Below are 18,124 nucleotides of genomic sequence, written 5' to 3'. Positions count from 1 at the left end.
TGAGGAGATGGGGGTCATACCAGGGCAACGCGGAAGAGGCCGGACAGGTCACGCGAGAGTGGAATCGGGCGTGCGTTCAGGGGCGGGGAGGCGCCCGCTCTTCCGTCTGGGCTGAGGCCTGGATCCGGACGCACTGATCCCGCACCACGGCGGACCGCGAGCCGTGGTGCGGGGCAGTCACTGAGATGGAGCGATCGGGCGAGGAAGGCCCGCGCTCAGGCCGCTTCGCGGCGCATGACGGGAACCCTGATGGGGCGTGAGCCGGGCCCGCCGACGTGCGAGAAGGGCTGGGTCCGCCAGTCGAGTCCCTGAGGGAGCGTCAACAGCAGGGCGGTGTCCTGCTCCTGAGGGTCGACGGACTCGTCCGCGGGGCGGGCGTCCGCGGCCCTGCGGCCGGTTCCGGCGCAGACCGTGAGTCCGAACGGGTTCCACGGCGAGGCGCACAGCGCATGCTCCGGCAGGACCTCCTCGTCCGCCAGCAGGGCGATTGGCTGCGCGCAGTCCGGGCATACGACCCGGTACATCTCGAAGGTGTCGTAGGCGTCGAGTTCGTCGTCGAAGGTGTCGGGTTCGACGCCCTCCGGCTCGGGCTCGACGACGAGCTGCTGCCGCTTGGGTGCGGTGCGACCTGGGCGCTTAAGACTCTGCATTGGGTTCTCCCCCTCGGGCTGGGCCGTATCAGGCACTGCGGCCTCGACCACAGCAAGCACTTCCCGTCCCCCATGGGCGGTAATCACGAGAACATTACGGAGACTGTTCGAGCCCTGTGGCGTTCGTCACATGCCGCGCGCAGGTGCCCCCCGCGGGGGTTTTGTCCCCCGGACGGCTGACAGTCGCCCGCCGACCAGATCACGAACCGGCCATGGCCTGGGCCGTTCGGGTATCCGAGGAGATCAACCGCACGGTAGGTTCTTGCGCCATGGAGGAGCTGGACCGACAGATCGTGCAGCTGCTCGTCAAGGACGGGCGGATGAGCTACACCGACCTGGGCAAGGCCACGGGCCTGTCCACGTCGGCCGTGCATCAGCGGGTGCGCCGGCTGGAACAGCGTGGCGTCATCCGCGGCTATGCCGCGGTCGTCGACCCGGAGGCCGTCGGTCTGCCCATGACCGCGTTCATCTCGGTCAAGCCCTTCGACCCCAGTGCGCCCGACGACATCGCGGACCGTCTTGCGGACGTGCCCGAGATCGAGGCGTGCCACAGCGTCGCGGGCGACGAGAACTACATCCTCAAGGTGCGGGTCGCGACGCCGCACGAGCTGGAGGAACTGCTGGCGCGGGTGCGGTCGTTGGCGGGGGTTTCGACTCGGACGACTGTTGTGCTGTCCACGCCGTACGAGGCGCGGCCGCCCAGGATCTGACCGGTGGTCCCCCCTTTCGCGGGGCGTGGAAGCGAGGCCTGTGAAACTGTGCTCCATGAGTGAGTCCAGTACGCCGCCCCAGACCGTTCTTCTCCGTCGCGGAGAGGTCCACAGCCCTGCTGATCCGTTCGCCACCGCGATGGTCGTCGAGCGAGGGCAGGTCGCCTGGGTCGGTTCTGAGGGTGCCGCCGACGCCTTCGCGGACGGAGTCGACGAGGTGGTCGATCTCGACGGAGCACTGGTCACCCCCGCCTTCACGGACGCGCATGTGCACACCACGGCCGCCGGTCTCGCCCTGACCGGGCTCGACCTGTCGACCACTCCCTCCCTCGAAGCCGCCCTCGCCCTCGTACGGGACTTCGCCGCCGCCCGGCCGGACGACCGTGTGCTGCTCGGGCACGGCTGGGACACCGCCCGCTGGCCCGGCGGCCGTCCCCCGACGCGTGCCGAACTCGACGAGGCCACCGGCCACCGGCCCCTCTATCTCAGCCGGATCGACGTCCACTCGGCGGTCGTCACGACGGCCCTGCTCGACCTGGTCCCCGACGCCCCCCGCGAGGACGGGCCGCTCACCGCCGATGCCCACCACACCGTGCGCGCCGCCGCGTTCGCGGCCGTGACGCCCCGGCAGCGAACCGACGCCCAGCGCGCCGCCCTCGCGCACGCCGTCGCGCTCGGCATCGGCACGATCCACGAGTGCGGCGGCCCGGAGATCTCCTCCGGGGACGACTTCACCGGCCTGCTGCGCCTCGCCGCCGAGGAGCCGGGCCCGCGCGTCGTCGGCTACTGGGCCGAGGAGGACGTCGCCAAGGCCCGGGAGCTGGGCGCGGCCGGCGCCGCGGGGGACCTGTTCGTCGACGGCTCCCTCGGCTCGCACACGGCCTGCCTGCACCAGCCGTACGCCGACGCCGACCACACCGGCCGGGCCTATCTGGACACCGCCGCCGTCGCCGCCCACGTCGTGGCCTGTACCGAGGCGGGCCTCCAGGCCGGCTTCCACGCCATCGGCGACGCGGCGGTGGACTCCGTGGTCGAGGGTGTGCGGGCCGCCGCCGAGAAGCTCGGCCTCGCCCGTGTCCGGGCCGCCCGTCACCGGATCGAGCACGCCGAAATGCTCACGCCCGAAACCGTCGCGGCCTTCGCCGAGCTCGGTCTCACCGCCTCCGTCCAGCCCGCTTTCGACGCCCTTTGGGGTGGCGAGGACGGCATGTACGCGCAGCGGCTGGGGGCCGAGCGGGCGCGTGCGCTGAACCCCTACGCGGCGTTGCTGCGCGCCGGTGTCCCGCTCGCCTTCGGCTCCGACAGCCCGGTCACCCCCCTCGACCCCTGGGGCACGGTGCGAGCCGCCGCCTTCCACCGCACGCCGGAGCACCGCGTCTCCGTGCGCGCCGCGTTCACGGCGCACACGCGGGGCGGCTGGCGGGCCGTCGGACGGGACGACGCGGGCGTCCTGGTGCCGGGCGCGCCCGCCGACTACGCGGTGTGGCGCACCGGCGAACTCGTGGTCCAGGCCCCCGACGACCGGGTGGCCCGCTGGTCGACGGACCCCCGCTCCGGCACTCCCGGCCTGCCCGATCTGACCCCTGGCCACGACCTGCCCGTCTGCCTGCGCACCGTGGTGGGCGGACGCACGGTCTTCGTACGGCCGGGCGAGTGATCTACGGGGGTGGCGCGCACGCGATCGTGCGCCGCGCCCCCGTCGCGCGACCTGCGCATCCTCCGCACTGACCAGGGCGTTGCTGGGGTATGCGCAGGTCAAACGGCTGTTGACAGGCGGCCGCAGGGGGCCGGTAGGTTCGGCCGAGTCCACCACCGGACGCCCGAGGCGGGGAACGTCCGCGCACTCGCCGCAGCGCCGCCGGGTCAGGGACGGTGTGCCGCACCGGGACACCGCCACTGGGAGCCAGGCTCAGGCCGGCGCGGCGCCGAGGCAGCGTTTCCGGCCGGTCGGGGAGGTGTGACCCGGGTGGGGCCCGGGAGCTCAGTAGACAACGGCTTTCGGTCGATCCGCAGCCAGCGGATCCCAGGTCGGCCCGAAGGGCGCCGGGCCCCCATCCGCCGCTCGCAGCCGGAGGCGCATTCTTACCCGCGTCTTGCGGATTCGACACCACTATTCGAACGTCCTGTCACGTCTTCGCAGGCCGGGCGCACTATGGTGGACCCCTGCGTACGGACATGAAGGGGCATCAGTGAACGACGGCGACGGAACCCTCGTGGCGGGAGCCCAGGGGAGGAAGTTCGGCCCGCTCGGCACGGCCTTGGTGATCATCCCGACCTTCAACGAGGCGGAGAACATCAAGAGCATCGTCGGCCGGGTGCGCGAGGCCGTCCCCGAGGCGCACGTCCTCGTGGCCGACGACAACAGCCCGGACGGCACGGGCAAGCTGGCCGACGAGCTGACCGTCGACGACGACCACGTCCACGTGCTGCACCGCAAGGGCAAGGAGGGCCTGGGCGCCGCCTACCTCGGGGGCTTCCGGTGGGGCCTTGAACGCGACTACGGCGTGCTGGTCGAGATGGACGCCGACGGTTCCCACCAGCCCGAGGAACTGCCCCGTCTGCTCACCGCCCTGAAGAGCGCCGATCTGGTGCTCGGCTCGCGCTGGGTGCCGGGCGGCCGGGTGGTGAACTGGCCGAAGTCCCGCGAGGTGATCTCCCGGGGCGGCAGCCTCTACTCCCGGCTGGCGCTGGACCTGCCGCTGCGCGACATCACCGGGGGCTATCGCGCCTTCCGCCGCGAAACCCTGGAGGGCCTCGGCCTCGACGAGGTCGCCTCCCAGGGCTACTGCTTCCAGGTCGACCTGGCCCGCCGCGCGGTCAAGGCCGGCTACCACGTCGTCGAGGTGCCCATCACCTTCGTCGAGCGCGAACTGGGCGACTCCAAGATGAGCCGCGACATCCTCGTCGAGGCACTGTGGCGGGTCACGGCGTGGGGCGTGGGGGAGCGGGTCGGCAAGGTCACGGGCCGCGGCGGCAAGCCGTCGAAGCCGTAGCCGTCGACCGGGCCCCTTCCAGGCCGGCCGCTCACAGGAACAGCTGATCGGGGGCTTATCCCGTGCTGAGCCGGGGCCAGGCACACTGGAGGCATGACGACTGGCGCTCAGACTCCCAGGTACCCCGCCCGGCCCCCGCGCTCCCGGCTGCGCACGTTTCTGCCGTTGGGGATCGCCGCGTGGCTCGTGCTGGAGATCTGGTTGCTCACGCTGGTCGCCGGGGCGTCGAGCGGGCTGGTGGTGTTCCTCGTCCTGGTGGCGGGCTTCGTCCTCGGCTCGATCGTCATCAAGCGGGCCGGCCGACGGGCCTTCCGCAACCTCTCCGAGGCGCTGCACCAGCAGCAGAGCGGCGTGATGCCCGCGGCGGCCCGGCCGAACAGCGAGGGCAACGGCCTGATGATGCTGGGCGGGCTGCTGCTGATGATCCCCGGCCTGGTGTCGGACGCGGTGGGCCTGGTCCTGCTGCTGCCCCCGGTGCAGAAGGCCGTGAGCCGCTCCGCTGAGCGCACCTTCGAGCGCAAGCTCCGCGAGGCCGACCCGGGCACCCTGGGCGGCGCCTTCCAGCAGGCCCGTATGCACCGCCCCGACGGCAAGGTCGTCCAGGGCGAGGTCATCAGGGACGAGCCGGGCGAAAGGCCGCAGGAACCACGCCCGCCGCTGACGCACTGAGCGTCCCGGAGTCCGGGCGTACGCCACGATCCCGGTCCGGGCGCACGCGACAGGAGCCGCGAGAGCGCGCACGACAAAAACCGCGGGCGCCGTACTGCACGTACGGCGCCCGCGGTCCTTGACGCGTTGTAGCTTCGGCCAGGTCCCGGAGGGACTTACGCCGACTTGCGGCTGTCTCGGGGATGAATCGCGATGTTCATCGCCCCGGAGCGCAGAACCGCCAGGCGCTCCTCGAGGACCTCTTCGAGTTCCTCACGGGTGCGCCGCTCCATCAGCATGTCCCAATGCGTACGCGCGGGCTTGGCCTTCTTCTCTTCCGGGCCGTCGCCGTCCACCAGGAGTGCCTGGGCCCCGCAGACCTTGCACTCCCACTCCGGCGGGATCTCCGCCTCGACCGAGAAGGGCATCTCAAACCGGTGCCCCTTCTCGCATGCGTACTCCACGGCCTGGCGCGGGGCCAGGTCGATGCCGCGGTCCGTCTCGTAGCTGGTCACCACGAGGCGCGTGCCGCGAAGAGCTCGCTCACTCATGAATCGTGCCTCCCGGGCTTGTCGCCCACAGGACAGGTGTCGCTGTCGTCGTCATCCGGTCAACGTCCGGTCGGCGGTAAAGATTCCCGTTCCGAGTCCCGTTCCGGGTCATGCGTCGCCGTCGTAGCCGCCCTTGTTGTACCCACCAGCGCCCGGTTTGTCACATCTGCTAGCAGATGTAACCCAGCGTTTCGGCATCTTTGACGCGCAGTAACGGTACGCCTGGCAGGCCAAACGCGTACACTACAGCCCTCTCGCGCCGAGTGCTAAATCCTGTCAGGAACCGGATTCCCCGCTTCTTCGATCGCACGCCGCACCGGGACCCGTGCGAGCAGGGCGAACCCGATGACGAAGAAGCCCACCAGCGAGATGATCGCGTCCCGGTAACTCCCGGTCAGCTGATAGATGAGCCCGAACAGCAGCGGCCCGAGCCAGCTCATTCCGCGGTCGCTCATCTCGTACGCGGAGAAGTATTCGGCCTCTTTGCCCGGCGGGACGAGATGGGAGAACAGGGACCGGGACAGCGCCTGGCTGCCGCCGAGGACCAGGCCGATGCCGGCGGCCAGCGCGAAGAACCACCCCGGCGCCCCGGTCGGCAGGAAGTACCCGGCGGCCAGCGTCACCGTCCACGCGACCAGCGAACCGAGGATCGTGCGTTTGGCCCCGTAGGCCCGGGCCAGCCGGCCCATCGTCAGCGCGCCCGCCACCGCCAGCACCTGCACGAGCAGGACGGCGCCGATCAGGGTGGACTGCCCGAGACCGAGTTCCTCGGAGCCGTAGACCGAGGCCTGGGAGATCACCGTCTGGATGCCGTCGTTGTAGACGAGGTACGCGAGCAGGAAGGCGAGGGTCAGCGGGTGGCGGCGCATGTCGCGGACGGTCGCCGCGAGCTGCCGGAAGCCGGGCAGGGCCGCCTCCCGCGCGGCGGACCCGCGATCGCGGAGCCGGGTCAGCGGGATGAGGGCGAAGGCGCCCCACCACAGGCCGGCCGACGCCAGGCAGATGCGGACCGCCGTGCTCTCGGAGACGCCGAAGCTGTCGTGCCCGGTGTAGAGGACCAGGTTGACGACGAGGACCAGCGAGCCCGCCGCGTAGCCGAAGGCCCAGCCCCGGGAGGAGACCGCGTCCCGCTGCTCGGGCGGGGCGATCTGCGGCAGGTAGGAGTTGTAGAGCATCATCGCGACGGACTGCGCGGCGTTCGCGACGATCAGGAGGACCCCGCCGAACAGGTAGCGGTCGCCCTCCAGGAAGAACATGGCCGTCGTGGCCGTGGCCCCCAGGTAGGCGGCGGCCGCGAGGAGGGGCTTCTTTCGGCCGGTGCGGTCGGCGGCGGCGCCCACCAGGGGCATCACCAGTACGGCCACGATCACCGAAAGGGACACCGAGTACGCGAAGAAGGACCCGGCGCGCACCGGGATCCCGAGGGGATGGACGTACCCGTCGGCGTCGGCCGCCGACTCGGCGACCGAGGTCAGATAGGGCCCCAGGAACACGGTGAGCACGCTCGTCGAGTAGACGGAGCACGCCCAGTCGTAGAAGTACCAGCCGCGCTGCTGGCTCTTGAGCTCCGCGGGCCCGTCGGCCGGCGGTGTCCGCACGGTGTCGGTGCCCACCCGTGCCCTCGCTTCCCCGTGAAGGCGCAGAGGCGACCGGCCGGGGGTCTCAGACCCAGACGCCGCGGTCCTGCATGACCTTGCGCAACGTGTCGATGTGATCGGTCATGATGCCATCCACGCCGAGGTCCAGAAGCCGGTGCATGCTCTCGGGATCGTTGACGGTCCACACGTGCACCTGGAGGCCGCGCGTATGGGCGGCGCGGAGGAAGCGGTGGTCCACGACCTGGATGCCGGACTGGATCTCGGGGACCTGGGCGGCGACCGCCGAGCGGCGCACCGCCGCCGGCAGCCCCCAGGAGCGCAGCCGCAGGTTGAGCACCCCCCGGGTGCCGTACGAGGTGGCCAGGCGCGGGCCGGCCAGCCGCTGGGCGCGCACCACGCGGGCCTCGGAGAAAGAGCCGAGGCAGATCCGGTCCCAGGCGTTCGTCCGGCCGACCAGGTCGAGGAAGGGCAGCAGGGCGGCCTCCGCCTTGACGTCGACGTTCCAGCGCACGTCGGGGAAGGTATCCAGGAGCTCCTCGAAGAGCGGCACCGGTTCCTCGCCCGCCACGCGCGCGCGGCGCACCTCGTGCCACGGAAGGTCGGCGATCCGCCCCGCCCCGTCGGTCACCCGGTCCAGGGTCGCGTCGTGGAAGGCGACGAGTTTGCCGTCCCGGGTGGCGTGGATGTCGGTCTCGATGTACCGGTAGCCGGCCTCGACGGCACACCGGAACTGCCGCACGGTGTTCTCCAGGCCGTGCGCGGCCCCGCCCCGGTGGGCGAAGGCGATCGGGCCGGGATGGTCGAGATAGGGATGGCGTATCCGCGGGGTCACGGACGCAGTATCGCTCCTCTGGGTTGACCGGTGGCAACGACCGCGCTGCCGCCGGATGCCGAGGGAACGGCGAACACGCGCAGGAACAGCTGGGCGAGCGGACCGATCGCCACCGCGTACAGGAGGGTGCCGATGCCGACGGTGCCGCCCAGAGCGAAGCCCGTCGCCACGACCGTGAACTCGATGACCGTGCGCACCAGGCGGATCGAGATCCCCGTGCGCTGGTGCAGTCCCGTCATCAGGCCGTCGCGCGGGCCCGGGCCGAAGCGCGCAGCGATGTACAGGCCGGTCGCCGCGCCGTTCAGAACGATCCCGGCAACCATCAGAGTCACGCGGAGCGCCCAGCCGTGAGCGTCGGGCACCAGGGCCAGCGTCGCGTCCATCGCCATGCCGATGACCAGCACGTTGGAGATCGTGCCCAGGCCCGGCCGCTGGCGCAGCGGGATCCACGCGAGCAGCACCGCGGCGCCCACAAAGGTCAGCACGACGCCGATCGACAGCCCGGTCCGCTCGGCGAGGCCCTGGTGCAGCACGTTCCACGGCTCCAGCCCGAGCCCCGACCTGACGAGCAGCGCCGAACTCGCCCCGTAGAGCGCGAGACCGGCGTAGAGCTGCGTCAGTCGCCGGACCAGTCGCCCCTGTGCGGCCATGTTGTGCCCCCCTGTGGTGCTAGTGGACTGCTGCATGACACCCTGTGGCTTGGGTGGAGAGGCCATCCATGGCCAATCCGGGGAAGGTGGACTGATTCTCATGGCGCAGTGGACCTCGGCTGTGGGCGCGGCGCAGCTCGCACGGCTGCTCAACTCCCAGCAGGACCGCCCGGCAGGGCCGGGCACGCGCCGCCCGCCCGCCTATCGCGCACTCGCCGACGGCGTCCGCCTGCTGGTGCTCGAAGGGCGGGTCCCGGTGGCCGCCCGGCTGCCCGCCGAGCGGGAACTCGCCCTCTCCCTGTCCGTCAGCCGTACGACGGTCGCCGCCGCGTACGAGGCGCTGCGCAGCGAGGGGTTCCTGGAGTCCCGGCGCGGCGCGGGCAGTTGGACCGCCGTCCCGGCCGGGAACCCGCTGCCCGCGCGCGGACTGGAGCCACTGCCCCCCGAGGCCCTCGGCTCGATGATCGACCTGGGTTGTGCGGCGCTTCCGGCCCCCGAGCCGTGGCTGACCCGGGCCGTGCAGGGCGCGCTGGAGGAACTGCCGCCCTACGCGCACACGCACGGCGACTATCCCGCCGGGCTGCCCGCGCTGCGGTCGATGATCGCCGAGCGCTACACCGCGCGCGGGATCCCGACCATGCCCGAGCAGGTCATGGTGACGACCGGGGCGATGGGCGCGATCGACGCGATCTGCCATCTGTTCGCCGGGCGGGGCGAGCGCATCGCCGTCGAGTCGCCCTCGTACGCCAACATCCTTCAGCTGATGCGGGAGGCCGGGGCCCGGCTCGTGCCCGTCGCGATGGCCGAGGGGCTCGCAGGGTGGGACATGGACCGCTGGCGGCAGGTCCTGCGGGACGCGGCGCCCCGGATCGCGTACGTCGTCGCCGACTTCCACAACCCGACCGGTGCGCTCGCCGACGAGGACCAGCGGCGGCGGCTGGTCGACGCCGCCAGGTCCGCTGGGACCGTGCTGATCGCCGACGAGACGATGACCGAGCTGTGGCTCGACCCGGACGTGCGGATGCCGCGGCCGGTGTGTGCGTTCGATCCGGCCGGGTCGACGGTGATCACCGTGGGGTCGGCGAGCAAGGCCTTCTGGGCCGGGATGCGCATCGGGTGGGTGCGGGCCGCGCCGGACGTGATCCGCAGCCTGGTCGCGGCGCGGGCGTACGCCGACCTCGGTACGCCCGTGCTGGAGCAGCTGGCCGTGAACTGGCTGTTCGGCACGGGGGGTTGGGAGCAGGCCGTGGAGGTGCGGCGTGAGCAGGCGCGGGAGAACCGGGACGCGATCGTGGCGGCGGTGCGGCGCGAGTTGCCCGGGTGGGAGTTCGAGGTGCCTCGGGGCGGGCTGACGCTGTGGGTGCGGACGGGCGGCCTGTCCGGGTCGCGGCTCGCGGAGGCGGGGGAGCGGGTGGGCGTGCGCGTGCCGTCCGGGCCGCGGTTCGGGGTGGACGGGGCGTTCGAGGGATATGTGCGGCTGCCGTTCACGGTGGGAGGCCCGGTGGCCGAGGAGGCGGCTGTGCGGTTGGCCGCGGCGGCGCGGATCGTGGAGGGCGGGGGTGCGGGGGCCGGTGAGTCGCCGCGTACGTTCGTGGCGTAGTGCCCGCGCGGCCAAGGCCACTGCCCTGGCTGACCGCGCCTGGCTGTACTGATCGGGGACATTGGTTGAGCGGCTGAGTGAGCGGACACTCTGAGAAGGCCTGTTGCCGCTGGGCTGGTGGGCCTACCCGAGGCTGTTGACCAGCTGCTCGATGCGTGGCTGGTCGAGCAGTGAGTAGATCTGGGCGATTCGACCGTGAGAGATCACGAAGGCCATGATCGAGACGGGCTGGTGGTTGGTGCGGACGATGACGGCAGCGCTGCCGTTTACCGTGATTGGCTGGAATGTGGCGTCCGGGATGGCGAACGCCGCTGCGCGCCGTGTCACGTTCTCTGGGCCGCGGATCGTGGCGGTCGCGGTAGGCCTGGTGGCCCCGCCGTCAGCGTGGAATGTGATCTCGGGATGCAGCAGAGTAAGGAGCGTGTCGAGGTCGCCGTCGCGGGATGCTGCGAAGAAGGCGTTGACCACGCTGCGCTGACTGGCGGGGTTGGTCTCGATCTCGGTCGGATCCACGGCGCGCACTCGTTGACGCGCGCGGCTGGCGAGCTTGCGGGTAGCTTCGGTCGACTTGCCGAGGACGGCGGCGATCTCGCTGAACGGCATCCCGAAGGAGTCGTGGAGCACCAACGCAAGGCGCTCGGATGGTCTCAGGCTTTCCAGGACGATGTGGAGCGCCAGACTGACCTGCTCGGCGAGAAGAGCCTGATCCTCTGGGCTCAGGGCCTGGTCCGGTCGCACGTGGAGCTCGGGCCCGGTTGCGTCTGTCGGGCTTTCGGGGCGCACGGCTCGGGCTCTGAGCCTGTTGAGACATGTGCGTGAGACGACCGTGGTCATCCACCCGTCGAGGTTGGTGACGGCGGCGATGTCTGTTGCGCCGGGGCGACTGAGGCGGACCCAGGCATCTTGGACAGCGTCTTCTGCATCGGCGCTGTTGCCGAGGATCCGGTAGGCCAGTGCGGTCAGCCGTTGACGGTTCTCGTCGAAGTGTCGGCTGAGCTGTTCAGTGGAGTCCATCGGTCACGTCCTCGGGTGGCGGGGTGTCAGTGCCTAGGACACGCCTATGAGCGAGAACGTGACAGGAGCGCAACGTGAAGGCCCCGAACCAGTCAGCCCCAACCCCAACTGCCCACCAACGACGACGGATGGCGCTACTGGCGTTGTGTCTGGCCGGCTTCGTCATCCAACTCGACGTCACCATCGTCAATGTCGCCCTCCCGACGATCCAACATGAGCTCCAGGCGGCCCCCAACGCGTTGGAGTGGATCATCAGCGGTTACGCTCTCGGGCTGGCTGCGCTGATCCCTATGATGGGCGCACTCGGTGATCGGCTTGGCCACCGGCCTGTCCTGTTGGTCGGTCTCGTCGTCTTCGGCCTCTGCTCTGCGGGAGCAGCGCTGGCACCCAGCCCAACGGCGCTCGTGGGTGCGCGCGTCGGTCAAGGCATAGGCGGAGCAGCCATCTTGGCGCTCACCCTCGCCGTACTGACAGATACCAACCCGCCGGAACAGCGCGGCCACGCGATCGGCTGGTGGGCAGCAATCGGCGGCATCGGCTTCGGCGCGGGCCCGATCGTCGGCGGCCTACTGCTCTCGGCCTTCGGCTGGTCAACCATCTTCTGGGTCAACCTCCCGATCATCGTCGTCACGGTCGTCTTGATTCTGCTGACAGTCCCGCGAGCCGTCGCAACCTCCGAGCCGAGGCCGCTTGACGTGCCGGGTGTCGTGCTCACGTCGGTGGGCCTGGCATCAGTGACCTTTGGACTGATCACCGCGACCGACATCCCCTGGGATCCAGCACGAACCCTGGTACCGCTTGTCGTCGGTGGGCTCGTTCTCCTGGCCTTCGTGCAGTGGCAACGCCACGCCAGCGATCCTCTGGTGCCGAGAGCTGTGCGCAGCAACACAGCGTTCATCGGCGCCTGCGTCATCTACTTCACCAGCTACATGGCCTTCAGCGGCACGCTCTACTACGTCACCTTGATGTTCCAGAACCTTCTCGGCTGGTCCGCACTTCACACCGGCCTGTCATGGCTGCTGATGAACGCCCCGTTCCTGGTCGCCGCGCAGATGACCGGCAAACTCAATCAACGCTTCACGTCAAGGGCCATCGTCACCACGGGCTGTGCGGCCGGAGCGCTCGGCGTGGCAGCGCTGAGCACCTTGACGCCAACGACCCCGTTCGTCGTGGCGGGCATTGGGTACCTGGTCGCCGGAGTCGGTTTCGGACTGCTGGTTCCCGGGACCACCCACGTGGCCATGCGCGACGTCTCTGGGCCTGTAGCGGGTGCTGCCTCGGCGGTGCTGAACTCCTCCCGCCAACTCGGTACCGCTGTGGGACTCGCGCTCGTCGGTGCCATTGGCGCGGCAGTGACCCAACACACCTGGGCCGCGTCGCGATTCGGGCACACGCGCTCTGCCTCCGGCTCCATCGCTACCGGAAACCTCTGGAAAGTCCCCTCTCATATGCAGACCACGGCCCGCAACGCATTCACGGTGGGCTACCACGTCGCCCTCGGAATCTGTATCGCGAGCCTTCTTGTCGCCGTGTTGCTATCACTTGCATGCGCTCAAACAACGGACGGCACACACTGAGGCAGCCCGGGCGAAGGAGCCGGGTCTGTGAGCCACGCCGACGCCGCCCTGACCCCGCGAGCGCGACTGAAGGTCGCCCAACTGGTCGTCGACCGGGGCGTCCCGATCCGGGAAGTCGCTGCTCGTTTGCAATGCTCGTGGCCCACCGTCAAACGATGGGCGACCCGGCATGCGGCCGGGCAGCCCCTGACCGACAGATCCTCCCGACCACGCACCAGCCCTTCGAAGACGCCGGCAGCGACGACCAAACGGATTGTTTCTCTGCGGCTGCGCAAACGCATCGGTCCCGTCCGACTCGCCGCCTTGACCGGAGTCGCGCCATCGACCGCGCACCGGGTGCTTCATCGCTGCCAGATCAGCCGCCTGCCGCCTGAGCTATCTCGATCGTGCTACGGGCGACCCAGTACGCCGCTACGAACATCCCCACCCGGGCTCGATGATCCACGTCGACGTCAAAAAGCTCGACAACATTCCCGACGGTGGCGGATGGCGATTCGTCGGTCGCACACAAGGCACTCGCAACCGCGCGAGGACGATTCCACCGCACCCTCGCCGACGGCTGGGGATACGCCCGCTGCTACATCTCAGGAGGCGGGCGACGCGCTGCTCTCTCGGCATGGCTCCACACCTACAACCACCACCGGCCACACACCGCTACTCCGAACAAGCCACCCGTCGCCCGCTTGATCAACCTCCCGGGTCAGTACACCTAGTGTCCTGCGCCAGTAGTTGATCGTCGCTGTGTGGCTTCCGAACGTCCAGGCCCTCGAAGCCGGCATCCGCGCTTGGTCAAAGACCGGGACGAAGACTCCAAGCCGTTCATCTGGACCAAGACAGCCGAGGAAATGCTCGACGCCCTCGGTCACTTCTGCCGACGGATCTCCGGCGCAGGATAACTAGGACGTCTTGGTGGGTTTCGTCAGTGCGGGTACCGGCTTGCGTTCCGTCGGTTCCGTCGGTACCGGGACTGGCTCGGCTTCCTCCACCGGCTCCGCCACGGGCTGAGGCACCGGCTCCGGTTCCACTGGCTCAGGTTCCCCTTGCGTCGGATCCGGATCGGGCACCGTCTCGCCGTCCGCGGGTGTCGTGCGGGGCGGGAGGAGGTCCAGTACTGCCTGGCGGTGGGCGTCGGACGTCGCGTCGTCGTAGGGGTTCGGTGTGGCCGGGACCTGAATGCGGTGGACCGGGCCCGTGCCCAGGCGGGCGTAGCCGCGGCCGGGTGGGACCTGGTCGACGGGGGTGGTGTGCGGGGGCGCGCCCAGGACGGAGTCGACCTGGTCGGCCGTCGCCGGGCCGAGGATCACGCGCGCGCGGGTGTGCTGCCGTACGGCGTCGGTGAGGGTGTCGACGCTGTCGAGCTGGTCGGCCACCACCACCGTCACGTTCGCCGGGCGGCCGTGCCGCAGGGGGACCTGGAGGAGGGACTGCGGGTCCTTGCGGTCGGCGGCGGCGGCCAGGTGGGTGAACGCTGTGGGGCGGTCCAGGAGGATCCACAGGGGACGCTTGGTGTCGTCGGGCGGCGGGTGGCCCGCCTGATGGGCGCGGTTGGCGGCGATGAGGCGGCGCTCGGTCTCGTGCGCGGCCCACTCCAGGCTGGCCAGCGCCCCGGTGAGCCCGCACTCGACGGCCAGGACGCCGTCCCGGCCGGTCAGGCAGGCGTACTCGCCGGTGCCGCCGCCGTCGACGATCACCACGTCGCCGTGCCGGAGGGCCTGGAGGGCGATGGAGCGCAGCAGGGTCGAGGTGCCGCTGCCGGGCTGGCCGAGGGCGAGCAGATGGGGCTCGGTCGAGCGCAGGCCCGTGCGCCAGATGACCGGCGGCACGTCCCGCTGCTGTTCGCCGTGGGTGAGGGGGAGCGTGCGCCGGACCTGCGTGGGGTCGGTGAAGCCGAGGACCGTCTCGCCGGGAGTGGTGACGAAACGCTGGGCGGCGATGTCGACGGTCAGCGGCAGGAGCACGCTGACCGTCAACTGGTTGCCTTCCTCGTCCCAGGTGAAGTGGTATTCGCGGCCGCGGCCCGACTTGGCCGCGAGCAGGTTCTCGATCCGCGCGCGGGCCTCGGCCTCGCCGTCGGTGAAGTACGCCGGGTAGCGGACCACCAGGTGTGAGATCCGGCCGCCGCCGTCGAACGCGTAGGTGGGGAAGGCCTTGTCCCACGCACCGCCGTGGGCGTAAAGCGGATCGGGGTCCTCGGCGGTGGAGAAGTACGGCACGAGGGCCTCGTAAAGGGCCTTGAGGCGCTCGGTCTGCGACTCGTCGGGCCCGTCGGATGCCGCCGGGGCGCGGTCCCGGCCCTTCCAGGCCGCAGCCGCCATCAGTGTGACGGCGGCGAGCAGCGGTCCGTACGGCAGCAGCGCCACGACCAGGAGCACGGAGGCCACCAGGAAAAGCAGCGCCCCCCGCTTCTCCTTGGGGGTCTCGGTCCATCTGCGCCGCCCGGCCGCTGCCAGCCGGCGCAGACCCCGCGTGATCGTGATCAACGGGTGGAGGACGTCGGTGGCGCTGTCGGCCGCCGTCCGGGCCAGCTCCCGGCTCCGGGTGAGCTGCGCGCTGCCGTTGCTCAGAATGCGGGGGAGGGGGCGCCGGGCCACTGCTGCCTCCAGAGAGTGCCTGCGGGCGGGATGCGTACGGGGAGTGGGAGCGTCAGAACTTGATTCCGCCTAGGAGGCTCGCCAGGCTCTCGCCACCCGCCTTGATGCTCGGGGCGATGGCCGTGCTGGCCAGATAGAAGCCGAACAGCATCGCGACCACCGCGTGCGACGCCTTCAGGCCGTCCTTGCGGAGAAAGATGAAGACGACGATGCCGAGCAGGACCACGCCTGAGATGGAGAGGATCATTTGGGTTCTCCTGGTTCGCGGGGACAGTCACCATGAGTACTTCCAGGCTCACAGGATGTATCCATACGATAAAAGGTGCAACTGGGTGAAATTCGGACTATTTCTCCCGGTCGGTGGAGTGGTCCCCGGCCCGTTCGCGCTGGGCTGCTGCGCTCGGCGAGGTCTGCGGTGATCTTTACCTCGGGCACATCGGGTCATGTGCCGCGCGAGCCAGTACCCTGGCGATTCACTCGTACGGCTGCACCGCTCGCAGGCGTACGCACCCGACGTGATGTGACGTGAGAGGCGGTCCGGCCGATGACCGAAGCCCCCGACCCCGAGGTCGTGGAGCTGGCGACCAAGATCTTCGATCTGGCCCGGCGGGGACAGACCGAGGCGCTCGTGGCGTATGTCGACGCGGGGGTTCCGGCCAACCTCACCAACGACCGCGGTGACTCGCTCGTGATGCTCGCCGCCTACCACGGTCACTCCGAGGCGGTACGCGCGCTGCTCGCCCGCGGAGCCGAGGCCGACCGGGTGAACGACCGAGGGCAGACCCCCCTCGCCGGAGCTGCCTTCAAGGGCGAGACGGACGTCATCAAGGCCCTCCTGGAAGGCGGCGCCGACCCGTCCGCCGGCACCCCCTCGGCGGTGGACACCGCCCGGATGTTCGGCCGGACGGAATTGCTCGAACTGTTCGGCGAGCACTGAGCCGACCAGTCTGACCTGGAACGACAAGGAAAACGGGGGAGGCGGTACGGGGCCGCCGAAATTTCGGTCGCGGCAGATGGAACTGCCAGGTCATCATGACGACGTGGTTCACGGACGTGATGGCGGGGCAGGTGTTGCCGCACCGCGCGGGCCGTGAAGCGGTCCGCAAGGGCCACCGACGAGAGGCAGAGGAAGATGGTCTACAGCAAGCAGGAAACGGCGGGCACTCCGACGTGTTGTCGCGCGGCCAGGTAGTACACGTCCCCGGTTGCGTCGACGCTTGATGTGAGGCTGTTTCCCATGTTCGATCCGGTCATAGCGCCCAGCGGTACGCTGCTCGGCCTGCTCCAGCGGGGCCGCGGTGACGGCACGCTGCACGCGCTCACCGCCCCGCGCCCCGAGGCGCTCGCGGCGTTGCACCACTGCGTGCTGCGCGATCCCCGCCACGACTGGCAGGTGGAGAACCGCTCCCTCTACTACGCCCGCCTCTACCTCGACCTGAACGGCGAGCTGGACGCGGTCGAGGCCCACCTCTTCGACGCCGAGGACGTCCTCGACACCGACGAGTCACGCACCGGGCTCGCCCTCGCCGTCCTCGGGCACCTCGCCTCCTACGGCAGGAGGGACGCGCTCGAACTGCTGCGCAGGTACGCCGCCCACGGCTCCAACTGGGCCTGGGCCCTCGACGAACTGGCCCTCAGGGACGACGACGCGGGCCTGCGCGCCCTCGCCGCACCCGTCCTCGCGCGGTTCCCGGCCGATCCGCAGGGCGACGCCGAACTGGCCGCCGCCGTCCGTGACGCCTTCGAACCCCGGCCGTGGCGGCTGTGGGCCGAGGATCCCCGCGAATCCATCGCCGCACGCGTGCGTGCCGCCCACGAGACGGGCTGTTTCGACCGCTGGCAGCGACAGATGCGGCCGGCCGGCCCCGCCCCGGGTGGAGCGTGCGGGCCGTCTTCGAATGGGCCCAGCAGGGCCTCGAACGCGGCGCCGCACTCCATGTCCCGGCCGCCCGCTGTCTCACCGCCGTGGCGGGGCCCGAGGACCGGAGGGAGATCATCCAGGCGGCGAAGGACGGCGGCGACGGAGCCCGGTGTACCGCCCTGCGCTACCTCGCCGACGGCAACGATCCCGACGCCCTCGGGCTGATCGAGGACGCCGTGGCCACCGGCTCGACGGTCGTCGTGGACGCCGCCGTCGACGCCTTCGAACGCATGCGCTCGCTCGCCGCCGTGGACCGGGCGCGCGGCTGGGCCCGGCGGCCGGACGCGCTGGGCGCCGCCGCCGGACGCCTCCTCGCCTGCCGAGGCGGGGCTCAGGACCGCGACCTGGTCCTCGCGGCACTACGCGAAGCCGTACGGGGCGAAGGCCCCGACGCACCGACCCTGTGGACCCTGGTCGACGGCACCGGACGGCTCGGCATCGCCTGCGCCGCACCCGTGCTCCGCCACATCTACCGCGAGACCGCCTCCTCCCATCTGCGCGGCCGGGCCGCCCGTGCCCTCGCCGCCACCGACCCCTCCTTCGCCACCGGCTTCGCCGTCGAGTGCCTGTGGGACTGCGAGGAGACCACCCGCGAGATCGCCGCCCGGCACGCCGAGACCGGAGACGCCCGTGTCGTCGAGCGACTGCGCCGGCTCGCGGCCGACCCGGCCGAGGAGGCCGAGGTCCAGACGGCCGTACGCAGCCGGATCGGTCCCGAGGAAACCGCTGTGTGAGCGTGTGACTCCCTTTTCGCAAAGGACGCCAGGGCGGAATCAGGCCGCCCGGGTG

14 protein-coding genes and 4 pseudogenes are annotated in these 18,124 nt (G+C 70.7%); 10 read left to right on the top strand and 8 right to left on the bottom strand.

All coding sequences use genetic code 11. From position 1 onward, the window contains the following. Nucleotides 1-215 precede the first annotated feature (215 nt). On the bottom strand, nt 216-650 hold the full coding sequence (locus tag V8690_RS06540) for a hypothetical protein (protein WP_338776378.1): 435 nt from the start codon (nt 648-650) through the stop codon (nt 216-218). 269 nt (nt 651-919) lie between these two features. On the opposite strand from V8690_RS06540, the gene V8690_RS06535 reads away from it, so the two are divergent. From V8690_RS06535 to fxsA, 4 genes are all read left to right on the top strand, one after another. Then, nucleotides 920-1,360: an Lrp/AsnC family transcriptional regulator gene (locus V8690_RS06535; protein ID WP_010046337.1), complete on the top strand. Its 441-nt coding sequence runs from the start codon at nt 920-922 to the stop codon at nt 1,358-1,360. Nucleotides 1,361-1,415: 55 nt separating this feature from the next. Further along, nucleotides 1,416-3,017 (top strand): amidohydrolase, encoded by a 1,602-nt coding sequence (locus tag V8690_RS06530; protein ID WP_338776375.1) that lies wholly within the window; start codon nt 1,416-1,418, stop codon nt 3,015-3,017. 532 nt (nt 3,018-3,549) lie between these two features. Then, nucleotides 3,550-4,353: a polyprenol monophosphomannose synthase gene (locus V8690_RS06525; protein ID WP_338776373.1), complete on the top strand. Its 804-nt coding sequence runs from the start codon at nt 3,550-3,552 to the stop codon at nt 4,351-4,353. A gap of 93 nt (nt 4,354-4,446) precedes the next feature. Next, the gene (gene fxsA, locus V8690_RS06520; RefSeq protein WP_338776372.1) at nt 4,447-5,022 is read left to right on the top strand and encodes an FxsA family membrane protein; all 576 of its coding nucleotides are present in this window, start codon (nt 4,447-4,449) and stop codon (nt 5,020-5,022) included. A gap of 155 nt (nt 5,023-5,177) precedes the next feature. On the opposite strand, the gene V8690_RS06515 is transcribed toward fxsA, so the two are convergent. The 4 genes from V8690_RS06515 to V8690_RS06500 all read right to left on the bottom strand — a co-directional run bounded on the left by V8690_RS06515 (nt 5,178) and on the right by V8690_RS06500 (nt 8,632). After that, nucleotides 5,178-5,552: an RNA polymerase-binding protein RbpA gene (locus V8690_RS06515; RefSeq protein WP_010046329.1), complete on the bottom strand. Its 375-nt coding sequence runs from the start codon at nt 5,550-5,552 to the stop codon at nt 5,178-5,180. A 266-nt stretch (nt 5,553-5,818) separates the two neighbouring features. Next, nucleotides 5,819-7,165 carry an MFS transporter gene (locus V8690_RS06510; RefSeq protein ID WP_338776365.1) on the bottom strand — a complete coding sequence of 449 codons (1,347 nt, stop codon included), beginning with the start codon at nt 7,163-7,165 and terminating at the stop codon, nt 5,819-5,821. A gap of 49 nt (nt 7,166-7,214) precedes the next feature. Continuing rightward, nucleotides 7,215-7,982 (bottom strand): glycerophosphodiester phosphodiesterase, encoded by a 768-nt coding sequence (locus tag V8690_RS06505; RefSeq protein ID WP_338776363.1) that lies wholly within the window; start codon nt 7,980-7,982, stop codon nt 7,215-7,217. Then, a complete protein-coding gene (locus V8690_RS06500; protein WP_338776361.1) occupies nt 7,979-8,632 on the bottom strand; it encodes a hypothetical protein in 654 nt (217 codons plus the stop codon). Before V8690_RS06500 ends, V8690_RS06505 begins: the two co-directional genes overlap by 4 nt. A gap of 100 nt (nt 8,633-8,732) precedes the next feature. Between V8690_RS06500 and V8690_RS06495 the strand changes: the two genes are divergently transcribed. After that, entirely contained in the window at nt 8,733-10,232 is a 1,500-nt protein-coding gene (locus tag V8690_RS06495; protein ID WP_338776359.1) for a PLP-dependent aminotransferase family protein, read from the top strand. A gap of 123 nt (nt 10,233-10,355) precedes the next feature. Here the strand turns inward: V8690_RS06495 and V8690_RS06490 are convergent, their stop codons facing one another. Continuing rightward, nucleotides 10,356-11,246: a sigma-70 family RNA polymerase sigma factor gene (locus V8690_RS06490; protein ID WP_338776357.1), complete on the bottom strand. Its 891-nt coding sequence runs from the start codon at nt 11,244-11,246 to the stop codon at nt 10,356-10,358. Between the two features lie 128 nt (nt 11,247-11,374). On the opposite strand from V8690_RS06490, the gene V8690_RS06485 reads away from it, so the two are divergent. Beyond that, nucleotides 11,375-12,823: an MFS transporter gene (locus tag V8690_RS06485; protein WP_338776353.1), complete on the top strand. Its 1,449-nt coding sequence runs from the start codon at nt 11,375-11,377 to the stop codon at nt 12,821-12,823. A 27-nt stretch (nt 12,824-12,850) separates the two neighbouring features. Further along, nucleotides 12,851-13,536, top strand: a pseudogene (locus tag V8690_RS06480) (helix-turn-helix domain-containing protein). Between the two features lie 183 nt (nt 13,537-13,719). Here the strand turns inward: V8690_RS06480 and V8690_RS06475 are convergent. Continuing rightward, entirely contained in the window at nt 13,720-15,414 is a 1,695-nt protein-coding gene (locus V8690_RS06475; RefSeq protein WP_338776350.1) for a hypothetical protein, read from the bottom strand. 52 nt (nt 15,415-15,466) lie between these two features. Further along, entirely contained in the window at nt 15,467-15,661 is a 195-nt protein-coding gene (locus tag V8690_RS06470; RefSeq protein WP_059416083.1) for a hypothetical protein, read from the bottom strand. Between the two features lie 297 nt (nt 15,662-15,958). Between V8690_RS06470 and V8690_RS06465 the strand changes: the two are divergent. The 3 pseudogenes from V8690_RS06465 to V8690_RS06455 all read left to right on the top strand — a co-directional run. Further along, nucleotides 15,959-16,213, top strand: a pseudogene (locus V8690_RS06465) (ankyrin repeat domain-containing protein); the annotation flags it as partial. Nucleotides 16,214-16,230: 17 nt separating this feature from the next. After that, a pseudogene (locus V8690_RS06460) lies at nt 16,231-16,365 on the top strand (hypothetical protein); the annotation flags it as partial. 286 nt (nt 16,366-16,651) lie between these two features. Beyond that, nucleotides 16,652-18,069 (top strand): annotated as a pseudogene (locus tag V8690_RS06455) (HEAT repeat domain-containing protein). Nucleotides 18,070-18,124 lie beyond the last annotated feature (55 nt).

The organism is Streptomyces sp. DG1A-41, assembly GCF_037055355.1.
Lineage (GTDB): Bacteria > Actinomycetota > Actinomycetes > Streptomycetales > Streptomycetaceae > Streptomyces.
The sequence above is the reverse complement of the archived record's forward strand: the minus strand, read 5'-3'. Positions and strand labels throughout refer to the sequence as shown.